We start from the raw sequence: 24,926 nt of genomic DNA, 5'->3' as shown, positions 1-24,926 counted from the left end.
AATACTACATTTCGCATAATTAGTACCCATATCTGTGAAGGTGAGGGTTATAACAATAGGAGTACCCGCTCGAATGAACGAGCAGCTAACCGATCAAGTGTTGATTGAGCGAGTTCAGAGTGGAGATAAGCAGGCATTTAACTTACTAGTGGTTAAGTATCAAAACAAAGTTTGTAATCTTATCTCTCGATACGTGAATAATTCCGGTGATGTACCTGATGTAGCACAAGAAGCTTTTATCAAAGCTTACCGCGCGATACCTAACTTTCGCGGCGAGAGTGCCTTCTATACATGGTTATACCGAATTGCCGTGAACACCGCTAAAAATCATATTGTTGCCCAGAGCCGTAGGCCGCCAGCAACAGATGTAGATGCAGAAGATGCTGAATATTACGAAACAGGCAGCGCGTTAAAAGAAATATCGAACCCTGAGAACTTAACGCTGTCAAAAGAATTGAAACAAGTCGTTTTTGGAGCGATTGAAGCGCTGCCAGAAGACTTAAAAACTGCAATGACGCTGCGTGAGCTTGAAGGTTTGAGCTACGAAGAGATTGCAGAAGTAATGGATTGCCCTGTAGGAACCGTACGTTCGCGTATTTTCCGAGCTCGTGAAGCAGTGGAAAAGAAAATCAAACCTCTTTTGCAACGCTAGAACTTGTAATAATTATGGTGAAAATAATGGCTGATAAAGAAAAGCTTTCGGCACTCATGGATGGTGAAACGATCGATAAAGCTCTCATTGTAGACCTTGAATCTGATCAAGAAAGCATGAATACCTGGCAGAGTTACCATTTGATTGGTGACGTAATGCGTGGGGATGCGCCAGAAACTCAAGATTGGAACATTGCTGACAGTGTGGCAGCGGCGCTTGAAGCCGAGCCTGCACATAGTGCAATGCCGAACCTGCACCAAGTGAATGTTGAACCTACTGTTGCTCCAATTGAAGAGCAGCCGAAACCTCAGCAAGCGAAGCGTCAGCTTCCTGCGTGGTTACAACAGTTTGGACAAGTTGCCGTGGCAGCGTGTGTATCGTTAGCCGTTGTACTCGGTGTTCAGCAATATGGTGGCAGCGACCCTGCAGCACCTGAGCAATTGCCTGTACTACAGACGATTCCATTTGCGGGTTCTGCGGAACCAGTAAGCTTAACGCGCGACTCTGTTGAGAAGCCGGCATCTGAAGCTAACTTGCAAGAACAACGCAAACGCGTTCATGCAATGTTAGAAGATTATGAGCTACAACTAAGATTAAACAGTGATGCATCGCCAATGCAAGATGCACATCTAGAATCGGACATTGAATGAAGAAAATCCTGGTCAGTGCACTGACACTGTTCAGCTTGATGTCTCCAGCAGCCTTTGCAGAGGAACCCACTGCAAAGGCCTTGTTGCATCAAATGAACGAGGCCAGTCAGCATCTAAATTACGAACTCTCCTACATATTGATAAAGAAGAGCAGTATTGAACCTCTACTTTATCGTCATGCAGTTAACGACGACCAACAACTCGCACACCTTGTTTACCTAAGCGGCCCTGTTCGTGAGGTCATTCGACGTGGCAATGAAGTTAGCTACATAGAACCGGGTACAGAGCCATTTACCATTCAATCGGGCAGCATGGTTGCACCTGTTATTCCGATGATTAACCGAGATATCGACTCTCTGAACCAATACTACGACTTCGTCAAAGTGGGGCGCTCTCGTGAAGCGGGCAGCACAACACAAGTATTGCGCGTCGTGCCGAAAGATGGCCTTCGTTACTCATACGTAGTTTGGGTAGACGAGAAAACGAATCTTCCTTTGCGTGCCGATCTTTTAGATCGTGACGGTGAAGTGCTTGAACAGTACCGCACTATCTCTTACGTGGTGAATGACAAGATCGCAGAAGCTATGGGGGGGTTAAACCAAGCGAAATTGCCGAAGGTTTTATCACTACCAGAAGGCTTGGTAAGTGATACCAACTGGCAAGCGTCTTGGGTGCCTGAAGGGTTTAAGTCGAAAGAGCTTAGCCGCTACCAAATGGCAGCGACCGAAAAAATGGTCGAGAGTCAGTTGTTCAGTGACGGGTTGTTTAGCTTTTCGGTGTACATCGCCGATAAAGATGAACATTCATTGAAAGGACAATTGGTACGCCAAGGACGCAGAACCTTACACAGCTTAGTGATTGGCGACCGAGAAATCTCAGTAGTTGGTGATATTCCGCCAGCAACGGCTAAGCGTATTGCTCAGTCAGTCACGTTCAATAATCCGGTACCAGCGCAATGATGACCGCGCTGGCGACCGTTAGCTCAGTCGAACAAAAAGGTAAGCAATATTTTGTTCAACTGAGCTGCGAACAACAAACCAGTTGCAGCAGCTGCTCTTCTCAAAAAAGCTGTGGAACCGGTATCGTTACCAAGGCTGTAGGCAATAAATCATTGTTTTGGCAGCTTAAAACTAAAAGCCTTGTTAAAGCCGGACAAATCGTAGAGATCGGCTTCCCAGAGAAAAGTCTGCTTCAGTCGGCAGCTATCGTTTACCTCATCCCACTTTTCATGTTGATGATTGGTGCTGGCGTTGGACAACTCTTGTTACAACCCTTACTCCAAGTGGGCGAGGGGATTGTTATACTCTGTGCTGCACTATTTACTGCTGGTGGTATTGCCTTGGCGAAGCGGCTAGCCAAACCTATGGAAGACAAATCCAAGCAAGAAGTCGTCTTGATTCGAATCCTAGGTGAGTCTCTCGTCTAATTTATGATGCTTATTGCCCTTAAATTGGGTAGAATCTGCCAACTTGATTGAAATGCCGCCACCAATGCTGATGCTAGATTGGAAGCGTAGCGGCTTTCTTATTATCCCTATTCAAAGAGTTTAGTCACACCAAGCCTATGAAGCACATTCGTAATTTTTCGATTATCGCCCACATCGACCACGGTAAGTCGACCCTTTCTGACCGCTTAATCCAAGTTTGTGGAGGATTAAGTGAACGTGAGATGGCAGCTCAAGTCCTCGATTCTATGGATATAGAACGCGAGCGTGGTATTACAATTAAAGCGCAGAGTGTGACTTTAGATTACAAAGCTAAAGATGGTGAAACTTACCAACTTAACTTTATCGACACTCCTGGACACGTAGACTTCTCGTACGAAGTATCTCGTTCTCTAGCGGCTTGTGAAGGCGCACTACTTGTAGTGGATGCTGGCCAAGGTGTTGAAGCTCAAACTCTAGCAAACTGTTACACAGCAATCGAAATGGAACTGGAAGTGGTGCCAATCTTGAACAAGATTGACTTACCAGCTGCTGAACCAGAGCGCGTTGCTGAAGAGATCGAAGAGATCGTTGGCATCGATGCGATGGAAGCGACTCGCTGTTCTGCGAAAACAGGTTTAGGTGTTGATGATGTTCTAGAAAACATCGTAACGGCTATCCCACCACCGGAAGGTGATCCTGAAGCGCCTCTTCAAGCGTTGATCATTGACTCTTGGTTCGATAACTACCTTGGCGTTGTTTCTTTGGTTCGTATTAAGAACGGTACACTGAAGAAGAACGATAAGATTCGAGTAATGTCGACAGACCAAGTTTGGGGTGTTGACCGTCTAGGTATCTTCACACCTAAGCAAATCGACACCACTGAGCTAAATACTGGCGAAGTAGGTTGGGTTGTTTGTGGTATTAAAGACATCCTAGGTGCACCGGTTGGTGATACGTTGACGCTTGCTAAAGGCGGCAGCACTGAACGTCTACCTGGTTTCCAAAAAGTGAAGCCTCAAGTATACGCAGGCCTGTTCCCTGTTTCATCTGATGACTACGAAAACTTCCGTGATGCACTAGGCAAACTAAGCCTGAACGATGCGTCACTGTTCTTCGAACCAGAAAGTTCGGCAGCACTTGGTTTTGGTTTCCGTTGTGGCTTCTTAGGAATGCTTCACATGGAGATCATCCAGGAGCGTCTAGAGCGTGAATACGACCTAGACTTAATCACAACTGCTCCAACAGTAGTGTATGAAGTTGTTAAAACAGATAAAACGGTTCTTTACGTTGATAGCCCGGCTAAACTGCCAGCGGTTAATGACCTAGAAGAAATTCGTGAGCCAATTGCACGCTGTAATATTTTGGTACCTTCGGACTACCTAGGTAACGTAATCACACTGTGTGTTGAGAAGCGTGGCGTACAGGTAGACATGGTTTACCACGGTAACCAGGTTGCTGTGACATACGATCTTCCTATGGCAGAAGTCGTTCTAGACTTCTTCGACCGTCTGAAGTCGACGTCTCGCGGTTACGCATCATTGGATTACAACTTCCAACGTTACGAGCCATCAAACATGGTACGTGTAGACGTATTGTTGAATGGCGAAACGGTTGATGCATTGGCTATCATCACGCACAAAGATATTGCTCAGTCTCGTGGTCGTCTACTGGTTGAGAAGATGAAAGAATTCATCCCTCGTCAGATGTTCGATATCGCGATTCAAGCAGCGATTGGTAACCACATCATTGCTCGTTCTACAGTGAAACAGCTGCGTAAGAACGTAATCGCAAAATGTTACGGTGGTGATATCAGTCGTAAGAAGAAACTTCTTAAGAAACAAAAAGAAGGTAAGAAGCGTATGAAGCAGATCGGTAACGTTGAACTGCCTCAAGAAGCATTCTTAGCGATTCTTCATGTTGGTAAAGACTAGGTATCAATCGCACTAACTACCTGCTGAACATTACTGGTTAAAATCGTTTATTTCTTTGTTGCAAAGATTGCAATTAGGCCCACTAGTCACTGCACTTTGCGCCTAGAACTAAACGATTTTTCCTGCGTAATCTCCCCAGCATTTAGTCAGCATGATTGATACAGATTAGAAATATTAAGCAGAGTGAAAGGGTTATACTCTTTCACTTTCGTTATTTTTAAAGAAATGAAATTTAAGGGATATCAATGGCTAATACATTTTCGCTTATCTTAGTGATCGTAACTCTAGTGACTGGCATTGTATGGGCGTTGGAAAAGTTTGTGTGGGCGAAGAAGCGCCAACAAAAACTGGCTGACGTTGAAGCACAATCGAATGGCCTAGACGCTAAAACCAGCGCAAAAGTTACGGCTCAGCCTTGGTGGGTTGAGAACAGTGTTTCCATTTTCCCGGTAATTGCATTTGTTTTGGTTCTGCGTTCATTTATTTATGAACCGTTTCAAATCCCTTCAGGCTCGATGATGCCAACCCTTTTGGTTGGTGACTTCATCTTGGTAGAGAAGTACGCGTACGGTCTAAAAGATCCTGTATGGCGCACTCAACTGGTAGAAACGGGCAAGCCAGAGCGTGGTGATTCAATTGTATTTAAGTACCCGCCTCAGCCTAATATCGACTACATCAAGCGTGTTGTTGGTATGCCAGGTGACACAATTCACTATAGCAGTCGTAAAGAGATCTGTATTCAAGCGAAGGGTACAAGTAGCTGTGAACCAGTGAAATTAAGTAACGTTGAAGAAAGCCAATTTGTTCAAGATGGTGTGCCTCTGATTCAGCTGAATGAACAGCTTGGAGACGTAGAGCACCAAATTTTAGTTAACCCATTACGCCGCGACCGTGTGCAAGCATACCAGCCTCGCAATGGTGTTAACGAGTGGGTCGTTCCAGAAGGCCAGTACTTTGTGATGGGTGATAACCGTGACAACAGTGCCGATAGCCGTTACTGGGGCTTTGTCCCTGAAGCAAACCTTGTTGGTAAGGCCGTTGCTATTTGGATCAGCTTCGAGTTCGAGCGTGGTTCAGACAGTGTACTTCCAACATGGATTCCTACTGGTGTGCGTTTTAATCGCATCGGTGGGATTCATTAATCGATCAATTAACACATCGAGAGAGCATGAATTCTCCAATTGATAAACTAGAGAGAAAGATTGGCTATCAGTTTAATGATGCCGATCTTATCCACTTGGCGCTGACTCACCGCAGCGCCGCAGGTAAACATAACGAACGTCTTGAGTTTCTGGGCGATTCAATTTTAAGTTTTGTTATCGCTGATGATCTTTACCACCGTTTCCCTAAGGTAAACGAAGGTGATATGAGCCGCATGCGCGCAACATTAGTACGTGGTCATACATTGGCAGAACTAGGTCGTGAATTCGAACTAGGAGATTACTTAAAATTAGGTCCAGGTGAGTTGAAGAGTGGCGGTTTCCGTCGTGATTCTATTCTAGCGGATGCTGTTGAAGCGATCATCGGCGCTGTCTATTTAGATAGTGATACCGAGACGGTTCGCGGCATTATTTTAAGCTGGTACCAATCTCGCCTAGAAGCAATTCAGCCTGGAGTATCTCAAAAAGATCCGAAAACTCGTCTTCAAGAGTTTTTGCAAGGTCGAAGAAATCCTCTACCTGTCTACACAGTGACTAATATTAAAGGTGAAGCACACAACCAAGAGTTTACGGTTGAGTGTGAAGTGGCAGGTGTGGATAAACCTGTTATCGGTAAAGGCACTAGCCGCCGCAAGGCAGAACAAGCGGCTGCTGAAACAGCATTAGAGCAACTAAGCAATGTCTGATAACAACCAAGATTTCGATATCGATGCATTCTTTTCATCTGATAGCAAACAAACAGGCCTACCGGAAAACCAACACTGTGGCTTCATCGCTATTGTCGGTCGCCCAAATGTAGGTAAGTCGACGCTTCTGAACCATATTCTGGGTCAGAAGATCTCTATTACATCACGTAAACCACAGACCACACGTCACCGTATTATGGGTGTGGAAACTGAGGGTGATTACCAAGCGATCTTCGTTGATACTCCTGGACTTCATATTGAAGAAAAGCGTGCAATCAACCGTTTGATGAACCGTGCGGCGAACAGCTCACTGAGTGATGTAAACCTAGTATTCTTCCTTGTCGACGGTACTCACTGGACTGACGACGATGAAATGGTTCTGAACAAACTGAAGAAGACCGACTTCCCAGTTGTACTTTGCATCAACAAAGTAGATAACGTTCAAGACCGTACGAACGTCATGCAACACATGATGGAAGTTTCTAAGAAGATGGACTTCATTGATGTTGTGCCAATCTCGGCGAAGCAAGGTAAAAACATTGATGTACTGCGTAAGCACGTACGTGAACATTTACCAAAAGCGACTCACCACTTCCCAGAAGAATACGTGACAGATCGCTCGCAACGCTTTATGGCATCTGAAATTATCCGTGAAAAGCTAATGCGCTTTACGGGTGACGAGCTACCTTACTCGGTAACGGTTGAAATTGAACGCTTCGATTACAACCCAGATAACGATGGTTTCCACATCAATGCTCTGATTCTTGTTGAACGTACAGGTCAGAAGAAGATGGTGATTGGTAAAGCGGGCGAGAAGATCAAAACGATTGGTCGTGAAGCGCGTATCGATATGGAAGAGCTATTCGGTCGTAAGGTTTACCTAGAGACTTGGGTCAAGGTTAAATCTGGCTGGGCTGATGATGAGCGTGCACTTCGCTCGTTAGGCTACATCGACGATCTATAATATATTGAACGTCACTTTCTAATAGTAAAAATTGACAAGTAAGAAAGTTGAACTGAAGATAGATCCAAGAGAGAGTGCGAACTCTCTCTTTTTGTATCTGTAATAAGGGTAAGTGATTGAGCGAAGGGTTACAGCGATGCTTTGTGTTGCACCGTCGACCATACAGTGAGTCGAGTCTGATATTGGACGTCTTCAGTGAAGAGTTCGGTCGGATGACGTTGATGTCTAAAGGCGCACGCAGCAAGCGTTCCAATTTGAAAGGTGCATTGCAGCCTTTTACGCCGCTACTGCTTAAGTGGTCTGGTAATGGTTCGATGAAAACCTTACGCCAAGCTGAGCCAATCAGCTTGGGGCTTCCTCTCGCAGGTATAAACCTGTATTCAGCCATGTATGTGAATGAGCTAATCGGCCGCGTATTGATGGCAGAAGTACCCATGCCTGCACTTTTTCACGACTATCTTCATGCTTTAACAGAGCTCGCGCATAATGAGAACCCTGAGCCAGCACTGCGTCGTTTTGAGTTGGCTCTGTTATCCGCAATGGGCTATGGGGTCGACTTTTTACACTGCGCAGGCACAGGTGAAGCCATCGATCCAACCATGACTTATCGTTACCGAGAGCAGAAAGGTTTCATCGCTTCAGTGCGTCGAGATAACCTGACTTTTATGGGCGATGAACTTATTGCAATCAGCGAACGTAGGTTTATCACTAAAGAGCAGTTAAAAGCGGCAAAACGCTTTACACGCATAGCCTTAAAGCCGTATCTTGGCGGCAAACCATTAAAAAGTAGAGAGCTATTTATGCCAACAATAGCCCTCTCTAGAGCACGGAGTATTGGAAAATGAGCTCAATCCTTTTAGGCGTTAATATCGACCATATTGCAACACTACGTAATGCACGTGGTACTAAATACCCAGATCCAGTACACGCAGCTGAAATCGCTGAACGTGCTGGTGCAGACGGCATTACTATTCACCTGCGTGAAGACCGTCGTCATATCGTTGATCGCGATGTACGTATTCTGGCTGAAACACTTCAAACTCGTATGAACTTGGAGATGGCAGTAACGGACGAGATGGTTCAAATTGCACTCGATACTAATCCTGAGTTTGTTTGTCTGGTTCCTGAAAAGCGTGAAGAGCTAACCACTGAAGGCGGCTTGGACGTTGTTGGTCAACTAGAGAAGATCAAAGCGGCGACACAAAAACTGTCTGCAGCTGGTATCAAGGTATCTCTGTTTATCGATGCTGACCGTGAGCAAATCGACGCAGCAAAAGCGTGTGGCGCACCGTTCATTGAACTGCACACGGGTCACTATGCTGATGCTAAAACAGAAGAAGACCAACAAGACGAGCTCAAGAAGATCGCAGCGGGCGCAAGCTATGCAGATGATCTTGGTATCACAGTCAATGCGGGCCACGGTCTGACTTACCACAACGTTGCGCCAATTGCGGCACTTCCAGAGATCTACGAGCTGAACATCGGTCACTCGATCATGGGACGCGCAGTGTTTGATGGCTTAAACAAAGCCGTTGCAGACATGAAAGCAATTATGGAAACAGCACGTAACAACGCTTAGTTTTGTAAGTAGTAAGCGATACGTTGTGAATTATTAGATAGAAGTAAAGTAGTAGAGGAAACATGGCAGTTGTTGGATTAGGTACAGATATCGCAGAAATCGAACGTATCGAGAAGGCGCTGTCGCGAAGTGGCGACGCCTTTGCTCAACGTATTTTGACGGATTCTGAGTTTGAAGTATTCCAACAGTTGAAGCAAAAAGGCCGTTACCTTGCAAAACGCTTTGCCGCTAAAGAAGCTGCATCTAAGGCGTTAGGTACAGGTATCGCGCTGGGAGTTACCTTCCACGACTTTGAGATTTCAAACGATGAGCATGGTAAGCCAGTATTGAGCCTGCACAAGAAAGCGCGTGAAATCGCAGAGGCGAGTGGCACAACATCGATTCACCTGACGATCTCAGATGAACGCCACTACGCTGTGGCAACCGTGTTACTTGAATCGTAATTGATTACTACCAACCTGAATCTAATGTTTGATTAGCGACTCGCTACAAGACAAAAAAAGCAGAGCTTATGGGCTCTGCTTTTTTATTGGTTGAAAACCGTTTAACGAGTATTTTTTAGAACAGCTACTCGTTAAGTCTTCGCGGGTTTTAAATAGTGAATTGCAGTGGCTTGAACTTTTTCTAACTCATCCTGAAGTTCAAAAAGCTCCGGCTCAATATCTTCAACAGAAGTGCCTGAACGCAGTTCTTTTTCTATCGTTGCACATACCGATTTGAGCCTTGGAACGCCACTGTACGAGCTGCTGCCATGCATCTTATGGATTATGTGTATCAGCTGCTCAACAGGGTAGTCGCTGTCTTCAATGGCTTTCTCTGCGGCTTCATAAACCTCAGGAATGAAATCCACTAGCATCTGCAGCATATCGCGTGCGAGGTCTTCTTTATTAGCGGCTTGTTTCATCGCAGCTTGCCAATCAATGATGATGTTCTTGTGCACACTTGCTTCAGTTTCTGACACTTGGCTGTTGTCGATTTCAGTCGAAACGGCAGGGTGGTCTGGGTTTATCTTCTCGATGTGTTCAACTTCAGAGGTCGGACTCCAGTGAATCAGTACCTGTTGTAAGACATGCTCTTCAATTGGCTTGGTTAGGTAATCATCCATACCGGCTTCAAGCAGTCGGTCACGCTCACCAATCATCGCATGAGCGGTCACGGCAATCACTGGCGTATTAGCATTGTTCGCCAGCTTCTTAATATTCTCGCAAGCCGTCACACCATCCATTTGTGGCATTTGAATATCCATAAAGATGATATCAAACGGTGTTTCTGTCGCTTTGTCGATCGCTTGTTGTCCGCTAGTACAACTGATAACGGTTTCTACACGCTCTTTCAGCAGTGCGGTAATCAACTTAAGGTTGGCTGGGTTGTCGTCCACGGCCATCACAGTAAGCGGCAGCTTCTCTTCAGAATGGGTTTCAATCGCTGGCGCTATCCAGGTTGGCGCTTGGTTAGATACCAAGGTTTGCAGCAGCTTCTTACGAGAAAGAGGCTTGGTGATGCACTGAACATCAACCTCTTTCATTAGCTGCTCACCCAATGCTAGCTCGGTACTCGGTGTACCAATAATCACGTTCTGAGCAATCTTCTTAGCACCAATTGCCCAGCCGCTTACCGTATCAAACTGGTAATCTTGGTTAGCCGCAAGGTTAAGTAGAACGTAGTCGTATGAGGTCGACTCGTCCGGCATCACTGAACGGTAGGTAACGACTAAGCCTTCCTGAGTCAGAATTTGCTGAGTAATCGAAGCCGCTTGCATGTTTGGTTCGATGAGCAGTAGTTGTTTGTCTTGCAGACATTGAGTTTCAATCAGCTCTGTCATCGGCATATCAGTCGTTGATAGTCTCAAGGTGAACCAGAAAGTGGAACCTTGGTGTAGACGACTGGTTAGGCTGATCTCTCCGCCCATTTGGTTGACCAGTTTTTGGGTGATAACCAGACCTAAGCCTGTACCGCCATAACGACGAGAGATACTTGCATCAGCTTGACTGAAGGCTTGGAACAGCTGCGCTTGTTGACGCTCAGAGATACCAATACCGGTATCGCGAACCATGAATTGCAGCTCGATGTTGTCTTCGCTTTGTGAACGAAGCTCTACGCTGATATCAATGTTGCCGCGCTCGGTAAACTTGATTGAGTTGCCGACTAGGTTAGTCAGGATCTGTTGAATACGAAGTGGATCGCCTACCACGCCCGGCGGCACTTTTGGATCGATCTTAAGCGTCAGTTCTAAGCCTTTTTCATGAGCGTTGGTTGCTTGAAGGTTTACCACCTCTTCAAGGCTAGCTTGGAACTCAAATGGAATGTTCTCTAGGGCTAATTTACCCGCTTCGAGTTTCGAGAAGTCCAGGATATCGTTGATGATGCTAAGCAGATTGTTTGCCGAGCGTTCAATAGTTTGCAGATAATCGGTTTGACTGTTCGATAGGTGAGTCTTGAGCATTTGACGAGTAAAGCCAATTACACCGTTCAGAGGTGTTCTCAATTCGTGAGACATATTCGCTAAGAATTCAGATTTAACACGAGCCGCTTCTTGAGCTCGTTTCTTCGCGATGTCTAACTCAACGTTTTGAATTTCTAATTGCTCTAGAGTTTCTCGCAAGTCTGATGTGGCTTGGTCAATACTGTGCTGCATCTCGACGTGATATTCTGACAACGATACCGCCATCGCATTGATACCGTTTTTCAGTGAATCTAGCTCACCATGCATTTTACCTTCGATACGCACATCTAAGTGACCACGACGAATTCGGTCTACCATATTTTTCATGTGTGTGATCGGCTGGGTTACATCGTGCATTAAGCGGAACGCAAACACGCCCGATAAACCAAGCCCGAGAATCAATACTAAGAAGGCAGAGAACACTTCTTGATATTGCTGCAATCGAAGTGAAGATAGGTCTAACTCAATAGCAATATAGCCAATCGCTTGGTTGGCTTGCGATTGACCATTGGCTGAGTTGATGTATTGGCCTTCAGCGATGATAGGCGTCCGCAGGATCAGTGTGTTATCGAGCAGATTCGATGAGCTTAAATGCGGGATCGGTTTATCTTTGGGATAGGTCAGGCTTTCAAAATCGGGATGGAAGTTTGAGGTTACAAACAACTCATGGCGTTCATCAAACACCGCGATACTGCGCACCAGCTTAGAATTCTTTCGATGTGCATAGCTAATTAGCTGGCGAACAGACTCTCGACTTTCGAGCTTCATGCCTGACTCACTCGCAATCGCCAGTGGCTCAATGATGCTAGTACCAGTGTTAACCACTTGCCCCTCAAGGTCTTGATAGCGGTTAAATGAGAAAAATGCACTCAATAGCAACCCAATAATTAGGGTTGGAGCTAGAGTTAAGGTAATTACACGGGCTCTTAAGCCATATCTGGTCATGTTCTTTAATTACATCGAGGTCTGGATATGGGAAAATAACGCACACAATGGCGGTTAAGTGAACGGTAAGCTTAATCAAAGCCGTGACGTTCGACAATGATTCCAAGACAGAATAGTGAGTCCTGGATACCAATTACTTATTAAAAGATACATTAGGCACAAGCAATGGCACGTTTTTTCCAACCAAAAAAGAAAACTCAACTAGAGACCAAGCATCAATCGGTTTTGGTTGAACGAATGGATCACAATGGCGCTGGCATCGCTTATCAGAAAAACAAACCTGTTTTCATTGATGGCGCATTGCCCGGTGAGCAGGTGGTTATTCAACTTACTGAGAGTAAGAGTAAATTTGCACGCGCGAAACTCATCAAATTATTGAAGCCGAGCGAGCAACGTTTAAAGCCTTTTTGTAAACACTTTAATCAGTGTGGTGGCTGCCATCTTCAGCATCTTGGTTATGATTCTCAGATTGAGCACAAGGCGCAATCTCTCACGCACTTAATGAACCAATATAAGACGGATAAGACCGAAGTTGCCCAACCGATTGTGGGTGATGAAACCGGTTATCGCCGTCGCGCGCGCATCAGCCTGTTTGTTGATAAGAAAACACAGAAGCTTCAGTTCGGTTTCCGTAAGAAGCAAAGTAAGCAGATTGAAAACATCACTGACTGTGCCGTGCTTGAGCCTCGTCTTAATGTATTGCTGCCAAAGCTGAAAAATTTACTCAACACTTTCAGCAACCTTACCTCTTTAGGACACGCTGAATTGGTATTGGGCTATACTGGCCCTGTTATGGTTCTGCGTCACCTTAAGCCTTTGGTAGAAAAAGATGAGCAAGCTCTGATTGCGTTAGCGAAAGAAGAAGGCGTGACGCTGTACTCGATGCCAGAAACCGACAAATTACTTCGCTTGGTTGGTGATGCGCCAGCTTATAAAGAAACGGGTGTGACATTGCCGTTTGAACCAAACCACTTTATTCAGGTTAACCAGAAGGTAAACCAACAGATGGTGGCTCAAGCGATTGAATGGTTAGAACCTAAAGCGGATGAGCGAGTACTGGATCTGTTTTGTGGGCTAGGTAACTTCAGTCTGCCTATCGCACAACAATCGGCGTTTGTGGTTGGTGTGGAAGGTGTTGATGAAATGGTACAGCAGGCCACGTCGAATGCAGAATTAAACCAGTTGAGTAATACCGAGTTTTACCAAGCTAACCTTGAAGAAGACTTATCTTCACAGCCTTGGGCAAAAGAGAAATTCGATAAAGTACTGCTCGACCCTGCAAGGGCTGGAGCGAGTGGGATCGTTGATCAAATTTCAGCGTTAGGAGCGAAGCGTGTGGTTTATGTTTCGTGTAATCCTGCTACTCTAGCTAGAGATTCTGAGAGCTTAGAAAAACAAGGCTACCAATTAGCCAAACTTGGTATGTTGGACATGTTCCCACACACCAGTCATCTAGAATCAATGGCTCTCTTTATCAAGGCTTAGAGGCCCTTAAACAAGGCTTCAAAATGAATCACAAAGGCGCAGGGAAACTTGCGCTGATATCAATATGGTCGAACTAACTTGGAACCAGTTAGTCATATTGAATTGGGTATAAACAGAATAACTAGGAAGGCATGATGGTTGCGGTACGAAGCGCACATTTAAACCCAAGCGAACAGTTTGAGCTAGAAAGTTGGATTGCGTCATTGAATCAAGACGCAAAAACCTCGAATAAACTGATTAAAGTTTATCGTCACTGTGAAGAACTTTTAAAAGATCACGAGCAAGCATCGCTCTTGCTTTGGCGTGGCCGCGAGATGATCGAAATCTTGGTCACCTTGTCCATGGACCGTGCCACTTTAATTGCTGCACAACTTTTCCCCGTCGTCTCTAGCGGCGTTTTTGAGCGCGAAGCGTTTGAAGAAAGCTACGGCAAAGAAACCGTAAAGTTGATTGATGGCGTTGAAGAAATGGCGGCCTTGGGCCAGCTTAACGTGACCCTTGAAGGCAGTGCAGCCTCGGGTCAAGTCGATAACGTTCGTCGCATGTTATTAGCAATGGTTGACGACTTCCGCTGCGTAGTCATCAAGCTAGCGGAGCGAATCTGTAACCTCATTGAGGTGAAAAAAGCGCCTGATGCTGTGCGCCGCGCGGCAGCAAAAGAGTGTTCTAACATCTACGCACCACTAGCGAACCGTTTAGGTATTGGTCAGCTTAAGTGGGAAATCGAAGATTACGCATTCCGTTACCAGCAGCCAGACACCTACAAGCAGATCGCAAAACAGTTGTCTGAGCGTCGTATCGTACGTGAACAATACATTACAGATTTCGTTGACGATTTAACGGCAGAAATGAACCGTTCAAGCATCAATGCTGAAGTCAGTGGCCGACCAAAACACATCTACAGCATCTGGCGTAAAATGCAGAAGAAAGGCTTGGCCTTCGATGAACTTTTTGACGTTCGAGCTGTGCGTATCATCGCCGACCAACTTCAAGACTGTTATGCCGGCCTAGGTGTCGTTCATACCAAATACAAACATCTACCAAGCGAGTTTGATGACTATGTGGCGAATCCTAAGCCAAATGGTTACCAGTCGATTCACACGGTTGTTCTTGGCCCTGAAGGCAAGACCATTGAGATTCAGATCCGTACCAAGCAGATGCACGAAGACTCAGAGCTTGGTGTTGCGGCGCACTGGAAGTACAAAGAAGGTGCTTCAAGTGGCCGCAGTGGTTACGACGAGAAAATCACTTGGTTGCGTAAGCTTATCGATTGGCAGGAAGAGATGTCGGATTCTGGCGAGATGCTGGATGAAGTTCGTAGCCAAGTATTCGATGACCGCGTATACGCGTTTACACCGCGTGGTGATGTGGTTGACTTGCCAATGGGTGCAACTCCGTTGGACTTTGCTTATCACATCCACTCGATGGTTGGTCACCGTTGTATCGGTGCCAAAGTGGCAGGGCGTATCGTACCGTTCACCCATAAGCTATCAATGGGCGACCAAGTAGAGATCATCACCCAGAAAGAACCGAACCCATCTCGCGATTGGCTGAACCCAACCACAGGCTTCGTTCACTCTGGACGTGCTCGTGCGAAAATCAACGCATGGTTCCGCGCGCAAAGTCGTGAGAAGAACCTAGAAGCGGGCCGTGACATCCTTGAGGTTGAATTAGCGAAGGTTGGTGCAACTCTAAAAGATGCCGACCAATACGCGCTAAGACGCTTTAACGTGAACACGCCAGATGAGCTTTATGCTGGCATCGGTAGTGGCGACTTGCGTATTAACCAAGTGGTTAATCACATCAATGCGCTAGTGAATAAGCCTACAGCCGAAGAAGAAGACAAAAAAGCGCTAGAGAAACTGCTTGAGTCGGAAAACAAGCCAGCACAACAGAGTCGCCCCAAGAAAGACGCCGTAGTCGTGGAAGGTGTTGATAACCTAATGACGCACCTTGCTCGTTGTTGTCAGCCAATCCCTGGCGACACCATAAAAGGTTACATCACTCAAGGTCGTGGTATCTCGGTTCACCGTAGTGACTGTGAACAACTGAGTGAGCTAAGCCTACATGCGCCAGAACGTATCATTGATACCGTTTGGGGTAATGGCTTTGTTGGTTCTTACATCCTAACGCTGCGTGTTGAAGCGCTAGAGCGTAATGGCTTGTTGAAAGACATCACCTCACTGTTCTCGAACGAGAAGATCAGCGTGACCACAATGAAGAGCCGCATCGACTACAAACGTCAGTTATCGGTAATGGATTTCGATTTAGAGGTCACCAATATTGAGATTCTGAGTCGAGTGACAAGTCGAGTCGAACAGATCAAAGATGTTATGTCAGTAAAAAGGTTGGGATAGTCTAAAATACGATCCTCGTCATTCCCTACAGTGAGGGACGAAGGTGATAGGGAATCTCGCCAAACGGTTTGAGATCCCCAACTCGCTCATTCTTCACTCTTGGGGATGACGGAAAGAATAGAAAGGTGAGTGGTTTTGGCTGCTCACCTTTTTTAGTTTTAGAAGACGTTATAAATTTAAAAATCAAAGACAGTAATAGGAAGAAAACGATGAATCACCCGATTGAACAACTTGAACAGATCATGACTAAGCTGCGCGATCCTGAAGGTGGCTGTCCTTGGGATTTAAAACAAAATTTTGAAACAATTGTGCCGCATACTATCGAAGAGACGTACGAAGTGGTGGATGCGATTCACAACAAAGATTGGCCGAACCTACAAGAAGAGTTGGGTGATTTGTTGTTTCAGGTGATCTTCTATAGCCAGTTAGCGAAAGAACAGGGGTTGTTTGAGTTCTCTGATGTGGTTGATGGCATCAATGAGAAGCTAACACGACGTCACCCGCATGTGTTCTCTGATACCGAGTTTGCCAGTGATGAAGAAATCAATGCCAACTGGGAAGCGGAAAAAGCGAAAGAAAAAGCACAAGCAGGCAAAACTCAAGAAAGTATTCTAGACTCAATACCAAACTCTCTACCTGCGCTTTCGCGTGCTACAAAGATTCAAAAGCAGGTCGCGAAATTTGGCTTTGATTGGGACTCAATTGGGCCAGTCGCCGATAAGGTTTTAGAGGAAGTTGACGAGGTGCTGGAAGAGGCGCTTCAAGTCACACCTAACGAAGATTTGGTTGAAGAAGAGTTAGGTGATTTGCTGTTTGCGACGGTCAATTTGGTGCGACATTTAGGTAAAAATCCAGAAACGGCGCTGAACAAAGCCAATCTGAAGTTTTCACGTCGCTTTAAAGGGGTGGAACAAAAAGTTCGTCAGCAAGATAAAAATTTGACCGATTTTTCACTACAACAGCTTGATTCCATGTGGGATGAAGTCAAAGTGGCGGAGAAAAGATAACCAAAGCTTTTATCATGAATTGATTTGAAGCAAAAAATAAAAAATAGCAGTGTGATAGATTTCACGTTGTGGCGATAAGGGGCTTCTGGTATATTTTCATCCCGTCCAGAAGTAGTCCATTTCCCTCATTCAACCAATTTCAGGTTAAACATGACGACAAATTACATTTTTGTTACTGGCGGGGTTGTATCCTCTCTAGGTAAAGGTATTGCTGCAGCATCTCTTGCGGCTATTTTAGAAGCTCGTGGTCTTAAAGTGACTATGATGAAGCTTGACCCTTACATCAACGTTGATCCAGGCACTATGAGCCCGACTCAGCACGGTGAAGTGTTCGTTACGGAAGATGGCGCTGAAACAGACCTTGACCTTGGTCACTATGAGCGATTCATTCGCACCAAGATGACTAAGCGTAACAACTTCACTGCAGGTCGTGTTTACTCAGACGTACTAGCAAAAGAGCGTCGCGGTGATTACCTAGGTGCAACAATTCAGGTTATCCCACACATCACTAACTCTATCAAAGAGCGTGTTATTTCTGGCGCAGCTGGCCACGATATCGCGATCGTTGAAGTTGGTGGTACGGTTGGTGATATCGAATCTCTACCATTCATGGAAGCGATTCGTCAGCTAGCAGTAGAACTAGGCCGTGAACGTGCAATGTTCATGCACCTTACTCTAGTGCCATACCTAGCAGCAGCGGGTGAAGTGAAAACTAAGCCAACGCAACACTCTGTAAAAGAGCTACTGTCTATTGGTATTCAGCCAGACATCCTAGTTTGTCGTTCAGACCGCAACATTCCTTCGAACGAGCGTAAGAAAATTGCTCTGTTCTGTAATGTGCAAGAAAATGCAGTTATTTCTATGCGCGATGTTGACTCTATCTACAAGATCCCTCAGCTTATTAAAGCTCAAGGCACTGATGAACTTGTATGTAAGCGTTTCGGCATCACAGCTCCAGAAGCAGACCTGTCTGAATGGGAACAAGTAATTTACGAAGAAGCTAACCCAACGGGTGAAGTGACGATTGGTATGGTTGGTAAGTACATTGAACTACCAGACGCATACAAATCAGTAAATGAAGCGCTAAAACACGCAGGCTTGAAAAACCGCCTAAGCGTTAATATTAAATACGTAGATTCACAAGACGTTGAGTCTCGTGGCGTAGAAGTTTTAGAAGGCCTAGATGCAATCCTAGTTCCAGGTGGCTTTGGTGACCGTGGTGTTGAAGGTAAGATTCTTGCTGCTCAATACGCTCGTGAAAACAAAGTACCTTACTTAGGTATCTGTCTAGGTATGCAAGTAGCGCTTATCGAGTACGCTCGTAACGTTGCTAAAATGGAAGGGGCGCACTCTTCTGAATTCTGTACTGAAACTAAGTACCCAGTAGTTGGTCTTATCACTGAGTGGACTGATGGCGAAGGTAAAGTTGAAGAGCGTACAGAATCATCTGACCTAGGCGGTACAATGCGTCTTGGTTCACAGCTTTGTCACCTAGCGAAAGGTACGAAAGCTTACGAATTATACGGTAGCGCGACGATCCATGAACGTCACCGTCACCGTTACGAAGTGAACAACAATCTTCGTCCACAAATCGAAAAAGCGGGCCTAAAAGTATCGGGTCTATCTGCGGACAAGAAACTGGTTGAAGTTATTGAGAACCCGAACCATCCATGGTTCGTTGCTGCTCAATTCCACCCAGAGTTCACTTCAACACCTCGCGATGGTCACCCATTGTTTGCAGGTTTCGTTAAAGCGGCTGGTGAGTTCCAGCGCGGCGAGTTAGAAAAGTAAAAAGGAATACAGGTAGCTGCGTAAGTTGTGCTGCTACCTTTAAATTTGACATTTATATATTCAACGAGAAGGAAACATTCAATGTCTAAGATCGTTAAAGTTCTAGGTCGTGAAATCATCGATTCACGTGGTAACCCAACTGTAGAAGCTGAAGTACACCTAGAAGGCGGTTTCGTAGGTATGGCTGCTGCTCCATCTGGCGCATCTACTGGTTCTCGCGAAGCTCTTGAGCTACGTGACGGCGACAAATCACGTTTCCTAGGTAAAGGTGTTCTTAAAGCTATTGAAGCTGTAAACGGCCCAATCGCTGAAGCTCTAGTTGGTACTGACGCTAAAGCACAAGCTGACGTTGACCAAATCATGCTTGACCTAGACGGTACTGATAACAAGTCTAAGTTCGGCGCGAACGCTATCCTAGCTGTATCTCTAGCTAACGCAAAAGCTGCTGCTGCTGCGAAAGGCATGCCTCTATACGAGCACATCGCTGAGCTAAACGGTACTGCTGGTCAGTTCTCTATGCCTCTACCAATGATGAACATCATCAACGGTGGTGAGCACGCAGATAACAACGTTGACATCCAAGAGTTCATGATCCAACCAGTTGGCGCTAAAACTCTTAAAGAAGGTCTACGTATCGGCGCTGAAGTATTCCACAACCTAGCTAAAGTTCTTAAGTCTAAAGGCTACAGCACTGCAGTTGGTGATGAAGGTGGTTTCGCTCCTAACCTTAAGTCTAACGCTGAAGCTCTAGAAGTTATCGCAGAAGCTGTTGCAGCTGCTGGTTACGAACTAGGTAAAGACGTTACTCTTGCTATGGACTGTGCAGCATCTGAGTTCTTCGACAAAGAAGCTGGCATCTACAACATGAAGGGCGAAGGTAAAACTTTCACTTCTGAAGAGTTCAACCACTACCTAGCTGAGCTAGCGAACAACTTCCCAATCGTTTCTATCGAAGACGGTCTTGACGAGTCAGATTGGGATGGCTTCAAGCACCAAACTGAACTTCTAGGCGACAAGCTTCAAATCGTTGGTGACGATCTGTTCGTTACAAACACTAAGATTCTTGCTGAAGGTATCGAGAAAGGCGTAGCTAACTCTATCCTTATCAAGTTCAACCAAATCGGTTCTCTAACAGAGACTCTAGCTGCTATCAAGATGGCTAAAGACGCTGGCTACACTGCAGTAATCTCTCACCGTTCTGGCGAAACTGAAGATGCAACTATCGCTGATCTAGCGGTAGGTACAGCTGCAGGTCAAATCAAAACAGGTTCTATGAGCCGTTCTGACCGTGTTGCTAAGTACAACCAACTAATCCGTATCGAAGAAGCTCTAGGTTCTAAAGCTCCTTACAACGGTCTTAAAGAAGTTAAAGGTCAATAATTCCTAGTGAATTGTTAATCTAAGCTTTTTAAATGCCTCGCTTGTGCGGGGCATTTTTTTGTCTGTAAAAAATGACGGGAAGAAGCTCTAGGTTTTAAAGCTCCTCCTTGTTACATCTAAAGTTCGTTATTCCCTAGACTGACGAAGGAAGGAATCGGGGGATCTCTTATTTGCGTTTGCCTCGATAGATGCCCAACTCAGTCGTTCCTCCTTCTTGGGAATGACGGGGCACGTGCCTTAGGAAAGGCACGCTGTCTTTGGTTCTTTCGGCTGCAGTCGTTTGTTCGTCATTATCGAGACCGATGGAGGAGGGCGTTGAGAATCTTATTACAGGTTTCGAACAACAATAATTCTCCTACTTATTGATTCCCTTACACCACATATCTCGCACCAATAAGCTCATTATGGTATATATGTGCCTTATTCTAGTTCCTTCTTTTTCAACCGGCGAAAGGTGTTATGCGAATTTTTGCTTTAGTACTGCTCATAGTGTTTGGCTGGCTACAACACACACTGTGGCTCGGTAAAAATGGTATCTCTGATTACTACGGTGTGAACAACGAAATCCAAGTTCAGCAACAAGTAAACGAAAAGCTACATGTTCGTAATGCCGAGATGTTTGCTGAAATCGACGATCTACGCCAAGGCTTAGACGCGATAGAAGAGCGTGCACGTCATGAACTTGGAATGGTAAAAGAAGGCGAAACGTTTTATCGCATCATTGGTGAGGAATCCCATTAATGTCGACTCAACTTCAAAGCGTGATTGCCGTTGTACCTGCGGCGGGCGTGGGTAGCCGAATGCAGGCCGGCCGTCCTAAGCAATATCTCAAGATTAACGGTACAACGATTTTAGAGCACACCATTGAGAAATTATTGTCTCATTCACAAGTCTCTCAAATTGTCGTCGCGATTAGCGAAGATGACCCATACTACCCAGAGCTTGCCCTAAATCAGAACCCACAAGTGATCAGAGTGTCTGGTGGAAGCGAAAGAGCGGACTCCGTGCTCTCTGCTTTAGATTACATTGCAGAGCAACAGCTTGGTGAATGGGTGATGGTTCACGATGCTGCAAGGCCTTGTGTTCAGTTGGGTGATATCGATAAGTTGATCTCAGGCGCGATGAGCCATGATGTCGGGGCTATTTTGGCCGCGCCCGTTCGTGACACGATGAAGCGAGGTGTCCAAGGGCAGATTGAGCATACCGTTGAACGAGCTGATCTATGGCACGCACTGACGCCGCAAATGTTTAAAGCAGAACCCCTCTGGAATGCATTAAGTGAGGCGCTTCAACAAGGTGTTTCTATTACCGATGAAGCTTCAGCTTTTGAGTGGAAAGGTTTATCGCCCGCTTTAATCGCTGGGCGTTCAGATAATTTTAAGATTACTCAGCCAGAAGATTTAGCGCTTGCTGAGTTCTATTTAAGTCAGAATAAGGAATAATGATGATTCGTATTGGCCATGGCTTTGATGTACATAAGTTTGGTGGTGAAGGCCCGGTAATTATTGGTGGCGTGAGCGTCCCTTATGAACAAGGTCTTATTGCACACTCAGACGGTGATGTTGCCCTACATGCGTTATGTGACGCTCTATTAGGTGCGATTGTTGCGGGTGATATTGGTCGTCATTTCCCAGATACTGATGATGAGTGGAAGGGTGCAGACAGCCGTGAGCTATTGAAAGATGTTTATCGTCGAGTAAAAGAACAAGGCTACGTGATTGGTAATGCCGATATTACTATCATGGCGCAAGCACCAAAAATGGCGCCTCATATAGAATCTATGTGCCAAGCGATTGCACAAGACTTAGAAACCAGCATCAGTAATGTGAATGTAAAAGCCACGACTACAGAGCGTTTAGGTTTTACAGGTCGCAAAGAGGGCATCGCATGTGAAGCGGTGGTCCTAATTACCAAAAGTGCGTAAGCACCAACACGAAAAGAACAGCATGTCAGATATTTTATCTTCATTGGCTTATCTAAACGGTAAACCAACTGCGAAAGCAAAACTAAAAGCAAAAGCCGAACACTTTGTCGTTAATGAAGACTTGGGTTTTGAATTTACCGGTGAAGGCGAGCATCTAATGGTTCGCATCCGTAAAACGGGTGAGAATACAAGCTTCGTGGCGAATGAGTTGGCTAAGGCTTGCGGTGTTAAGTCGAAAGACGTGAGCTGGGCGGGTTTGAAAGACCGTCACGCTGTGACAGAGCAGTGGTTGAGCGTCCACCTACCGAAAGGTGAGCCTGACTTTTCAGCGTTCTTAGCACAATACCCAAGCATCGAAATCCTAGCGACAGCGCGACACAACAAAAAGTTACGTCCGGGCGATTTAGTTGGCAACCAATTTGAGTTGACCTTGTCTGAAGTAACGGATTGCGAAGATGTGGTCAAGCGTTTGGAAAAAGTCGCTCAAGTGGGCGTGCCAAACTACTTTGGTGCTCAGCGTTTTGGCAATGAAGGTAACAACCTATCTGAAGCTCGTCGTTGGGGCCGTGATAACGTTCGTACTCGTAACCAAAATAAGCGCAGCTTGTACCTTTCTGCAGCTCGCTCGTGGATTTACAACCTGATCCTTTCAGACCGTATTGAGCAAGGTGCGTTTGCATCAGCATTGGTTGGCGATATCGTGTTGAAAGACGGCGCTCAACTAACGGTAACGGCTGACAACATTGAAGCTGTAAACCAAGACATCGCGAACGGCTCTGCTTTGATGACTGTTGCTTTGGCTGGCGATAATGCCTTACCAACGACTGATGAGTCTCAAGCTCTAGAACAGAAACACCTTGATGCTGAACCGGATCTAATGGCTTTGATTCGTGGTAACCGTATGCGCCATGATCGCCGTGAAGCGTCACTGAAACCAACGGATTTAACTTGGGAAGTGAACGAAGATAATGTCACGCTTAAGTTTTCTCTTGATGCGGGCTGTTTCGCAACAGCGATCGTTCGCGAATTGGTTGAAGAAGTACACGTAGAAAGAAGCTACGAGCAATAACGATTATGCTTGGAGCTAAGTCACTTGATATTGGAATTTAGTCACTTGGCATTGGAACAAAAGAAAGGATACAAGATGAAGATTTTACTCAGCAACGATGATGGTGTGCATGCTCAAGGTATTCATGAGCTAGCAAATGAATTACGTGATCTTGCTGAAGTTATCATTGTTGCACCTGACCGTAATCGCTCAGGTGCTTCAAATTCATTAACTTTAGAGCAACCTTTGCGTGTTCAAGAAATTGCAGAAAATACCTACTCGGTACAAGGCACGCCGACAGATTGTGTGCATTTTGCGTTAAATGAACTGCTTAAAAATGATATGCCCGATCTGGTTTTAACGGGCATTAATCACGGTGCAAACCTCGGTGACGATGTGCTTTATTCAGGCACAGTCGCAGCCGCAATGGAAGGGCACTTCTTAGGTGTCCAATCGGTGGCGTTTTCATTGGTGGGTAAAAAACATTTTAAGACAGCGGCAGCGATTGCTCGTCGTATCGTCGAACAACATTTAGTAAACCCAATCCCAACTAATCGCCTGTTAAACGTCAATGTGCCTGATCTAGCTTTAGAACAGCTCTCTGGTACTCAAGTAACGCGCCTAGGTGCTCGTCACCATGCTGAAGATATGATTAAGCAAAAGGACCCTCGTGGTCATGATATCTACTGGCTTGGTCCTCCGGGTAAAGAGCAAGATGCTGGCGAAGGTACCGATTTTTATGCAATCGAACATGGCTTTGTATCGGTAACACCGTTACAAGTTGATCTGACGGCGCACGAGTCGTTAGGTGCGATGACAACATGGTTAGGGGAGAAGTAAGTGAGCAATCCACAAGCCGAGCGCTTAGTTACTTTTCTGATTGAAAATGGCATCCGAGACCAAAAGGTTCTTGATGCTATTTACCAACTGCCGAGGGAGAGCTTTTTATCACAAGCGATGTACCATCAAGCTTATGATAATAATGCGCTGCCGATCGGACAGGGGCAAACCATCTCGCAACCATACATTGTTGCTAAAATGACAGAGTTACTTGAGTTACAACAAGATAGCCGCGTTTTGGAGATCGGAACAGGTTCTGGCTACCAAACCGCAGTATTGGCTCAGCTTGTTGATCATGTCTATTCGGTTGAAAGAATAAAGTCGCTACAATGGGATGCTAAACGTAGGTTGAAGCAACTCGATTTCTACAATATTTCAACTAAGCATGGTGATGGTTGGCAAGGGTGGTCTTCAAAGGCGCCTTTTGATGCGATTATTGTTACCGCTGCTGCAGAGTCGATTCCTCAAGCGCTTCTGCAACAGCTGAAAGATGGCGGTCGTTTACTGATTCCTGTTGGGGATGATGAACAACAACTGTTGAAGATCGTTCGTCACGGCGATGAATTTTTGTCGAGTGTTATCGAAATGGTGAGATTTGTACCTCTTGTTCCTGGTGAACTAGCTTAATAACAAGACCAATGGTGTAGGTGGATAGAGA

At 45.6% G+C, this 24,926-nt stretch carries 23 protein-coding genes; 22 read left to right on the top strand and 1 reads right to left on the bottom strand.

The features are described 5' to 3' along the window. Nucleotides 1–73 precede the first annotated feature (73 nt). From rpoE to acpS, 11 genes are all read left to right on the top strand, one after another. Nucleotides 74–652, top strand: coding sequence for an RNA polymerase sigma factor RpoE (gene rpoE / locus ITG10_RS05280; protein ID WP_008223963.1), 579 nt, complete (start codon nucleotides 74–76; stop codon nucleotides 650–652). A gap of 26 nt (nucleotides 653–678) precedes the next feature. Beyond that, nucleotides 679–1,302 carry an RseA family anti-sigma factor gene (locus ITG10_RS05275; protein ID WP_017629574.1) on the top strand — a complete coding sequence of 208 codons (624 nt, stop codon included), beginning with the start codon at nucleotides 679–681 and terminating at the stop codon, nucleotides 1,300–1,302. Next, on the top strand, nucleotides 1,299–2,261 hold the full coding sequence (rseB, locus tag ITG10_RS05270; RefSeq protein WP_176680451.1) for a sigma-E factor regulatory protein RseB: 963 nt from the start codon (nucleotides 1,299–1,301) through the stop codon (nucleotides 2,259–2,261). Before ITG10_RS05275 ends, rseB begins: the two co-directional genes overlap by 4 nt. Then, complete coding sequence (locus ITG10_RS05265; protein ID WP_017629576.1) at nucleotides 2,258–2,728, top strand: SoxR reducing system RseC family protein; 471 nt, start codon at nucleotides 2,258–2,260, stop codon at nucleotides 2,726–2,728. The genes rseB and ITG10_RS05265 overlap by 4 nt, the downstream gene beginning before the upstream one ends. A gap of 137 nt (nucleotides 2,729–2,865) precedes the next feature. Continuing rightward, a complete protein-coding gene (gene lepA, locus ITG10_RS05260; RefSeq protein WP_017629577.1) occupies nucleotides 2,866–4,659 on the top strand; it encodes a translation elongation factor 4 in 1,794 nt (597 codons plus the stop codon). A 245-nt stretch (nucleotides 4,660–4,904) separates the two neighbouring features. Next, a complete protein-coding gene (lepB, locus tag ITG10_RS05255; RefSeq protein WP_017629578.1) occupies nucleotides 4,905–5,801 on the top strand; it encodes a signal peptidase I in 897 nt (298 codons plus the stop codon). 26 nt (nucleotides 5,802–5,827) lie between these two features. Beyond that, on the top strand, nucleotides 5,828–6,505 hold the full coding sequence (rnc, locus tag ITG10_RS05250; protein WP_017629579.1) for a ribonuclease III: 678 nt from the start codon (nucleotides 5,828–5,830) through the stop codon (nucleotides 6,503–6,505). Further along, the gene (era, locus tag ITG10_RS05245; protein ID WP_017629580.1) at nucleotides 6,498–7,469 is read left to right on the top strand and encodes a GTPase Era; all 972 of its coding nucleotides are present in this window, start codon (nucleotides 6,498–6,500) and stop codon (nucleotides 7,467–7,469) included. The genes rnc and era overlap by 8 nt, the downstream gene beginning before the upstream one ends. 116 nt (nucleotides 7,470–7,585) lie before the next feature. Next, complete coding sequence (gene recO / locus ITG10_RS05240; RefSeq protein WP_026084110.1) at nucleotides 7,586–8,314, top strand: DNA repair protein RecO; 729 nt, start codon at nucleotides 7,586–7,588, stop codon at nucleotides 8,312–8,314. Further along, on the top strand, nucleotides 8,311–9,048 hold the full coding sequence (gene pdxJ / locus ITG10_RS05235) for a pyridoxine 5'-phosphate synthase (protein WP_017059040.1): 738 nt from the start codon (nucleotides 8,311–8,313) through the stop codon (nucleotides 9,046–9,048). The genes recO and pdxJ overlap by 4 nt, the downstream gene beginning before the upstream one ends. A 62-nt stretch (nucleotides 9,049–9,110) precedes the next feature. Then, a complete protein-coding gene (acpS, locus tag ITG10_RS05230; RefSeq protein WP_017629582.1) occupies nucleotides 9,111–9,491 on the top strand; it encodes a holo-ACP synthase in 381 nt (126 codons plus the stop codon). A 131-nt stretch (nucleotides 9,492–9,622) separates the two neighbouring features. Here acpS and barA read toward each other — a convergent pair whose 3' ends face one another. Beyond that, nucleotides 9,623–12,436 (bottom strand): two-component sensor histidine kinase BarA, encoded by a 2,814-nt coding sequence (gene barA / locus ITG10_RS05225; protein WP_017629583.1) that lies wholly within the window; start codon nucleotides 12,434–12,436, stop codon nucleotides 9,623–9,625. 165 nt (nucleotides 12,437–12,601) lie between these two features. Between barA and rlmD the strand changes: the two genes are divergently transcribed. The 11 genes from rlmD (at nucleotide 12,602) to ITG10_RS05170 (ending at nucleotide 24,895) form a co-directional block, all read left to right on the top strand. Further along, on the top strand, nucleotides 12,602–13,921 hold the full coding sequence (rlmD, locus tag ITG10_RS05220) for a 23S rRNA (uracil(1939)-C(5))-methyltransferase RlmD (protein WP_017629584.1): 1,320 nt from the start codon (nucleotides 12,602–12,604) through the stop codon (nucleotides 13,919–13,921). A 134-nt stretch (nucleotides 13,922–14,055) separates the two neighbouring features. Further along, the gene (relA, locus tag ITG10_RS05215) at nucleotides 14,056–16,278 is read left to right on the top strand and encodes a GTP diphosphokinase (RefSeq protein WP_176680446.1); all 2,223 of its coding nucleotides are present in this window, start codon (nucleotides 14,056–14,058) and stop codon (nucleotides 16,276–16,278) included. A gap of 209 nt (nucleotides 16,279–16,487) precedes the next feature. After that, nucleotides 16,488–17,285, top strand: coding sequence for a nucleoside triphosphate pyrophosphohydrolase (gene mazG / locus ITG10_RS05210; protein WP_017629585.1), 798 nt, complete (start codon nucleotides 16,488–16,490; stop codon nucleotides 17,283–17,285). A 150-nt stretch (nucleotides 17,286–17,435) separates the two neighbouring features. Further along, on the top strand, nucleotides 17,436–19,076 hold the full coding sequence (locus ITG10_RS05205) for a CTP synthase (RefSeq protein ID WP_017629586.1): 1,641 nt from the start codon (nucleotides 17,436–17,438) through the stop codon (nucleotides 19,074–19,076). An 81-nt stretch (nucleotides 19,077–19,157) separates the two neighbouring features. After that, complete coding sequence (eno, locus tag ITG10_RS05200; RefSeq protein WP_017059033.1) at nucleotides 19,158–20,456, top strand: phosphopyruvate hydratase; 1,299 nt, start codon at nucleotides 19,158–19,160, stop codon at nucleotides 20,454–20,456. Nucleotides 20,457–20,915: 459 nt separating this feature from the next. Continuing rightward, nucleotides 20,916–21,197 carry a cell division protein FtsB gene (gene ftsB, locus ITG10_RS05195; protein WP_017633218.1) on the top strand — a complete coding sequence of 94 codons (282 nt, stop codon included), beginning with the start codon at nucleotides 20,916–20,918 and terminating at the stop codon, nucleotides 21,195–21,197. Further along, a complete protein-coding gene (gene ispD, locus ITG10_RS05190) occupies nucleotides 21,197–21,898 on the top strand; it encodes a 2-C-methyl-D-erythritol 4-phosphate cytidylyltransferase (protein WP_017633217.1) in 702 nt (233 codons plus the stop codon). Before ftsB ends, ispD begins: the two co-directional genes overlap by 1 nt. 2 nt (nucleotides 21,899–21,900) lie before the next feature. After that, nucleotides 21,901–22,380: a 2-C-methyl-D-erythritol 2,4-cyclodiphosphate synthase gene (gene ispF / locus ITG10_RS05185; RefSeq protein ID WP_026084485.1), complete on the top strand. Its 480-nt coding sequence runs from the start codon at nucleotides 21,901–21,903 to the stop codon at nucleotides 22,378–22,380. 22 nt (nucleotides 22,381–22,402) lie between these two features. Next, a complete protein-coding gene (gene truD, locus ITG10_RS05180; RefSeq protein ID WP_017633215.1) occupies nucleotides 22,403–23,449 on the top strand; it encodes a tRNA pseudouridine(13) synthase TruD in 1,047 nt (348 codons plus the stop codon). A 75-nt stretch (nucleotides 23,450–23,524) separates the two neighbouring features. Further along, nucleotides 23,525–24,268, top strand: coding sequence for a 5'/3'-nucleotidase SurE (gene surE, locus ITG10_RS05175; RefSeq protein ID WP_017633214.1), 744 nt, complete (start codon nucleotides 23,525–23,527; stop codon nucleotides 24,266–24,268). After that, nucleotides 24,269–24,895, top strand: a complete 627-nt coding sequence (locus ITG10_RS05170; protein ID WP_017633213.1) for a protein-L-isoaspartate(D-aspartate) O-methyltransferase — start codon at nucleotides 24,269–24,271, stop codon at nucleotides 24,893–24,895. Nucleotides 24,896–24,926 lie beyond the last annotated feature (31 nt).

Origin of the sequence: Vibrio sp. ED004 (genome assembly GCF_023206395.1) — a bacterium.
GTDB lineage: Bacteria > Pseudomonadota > Gammaproteobacteria > Enterobacterales > Vibrionaceae > Vibrio.
This window is presented reverse-complemented; position numbering and strand designations above follow the sequence as displayed.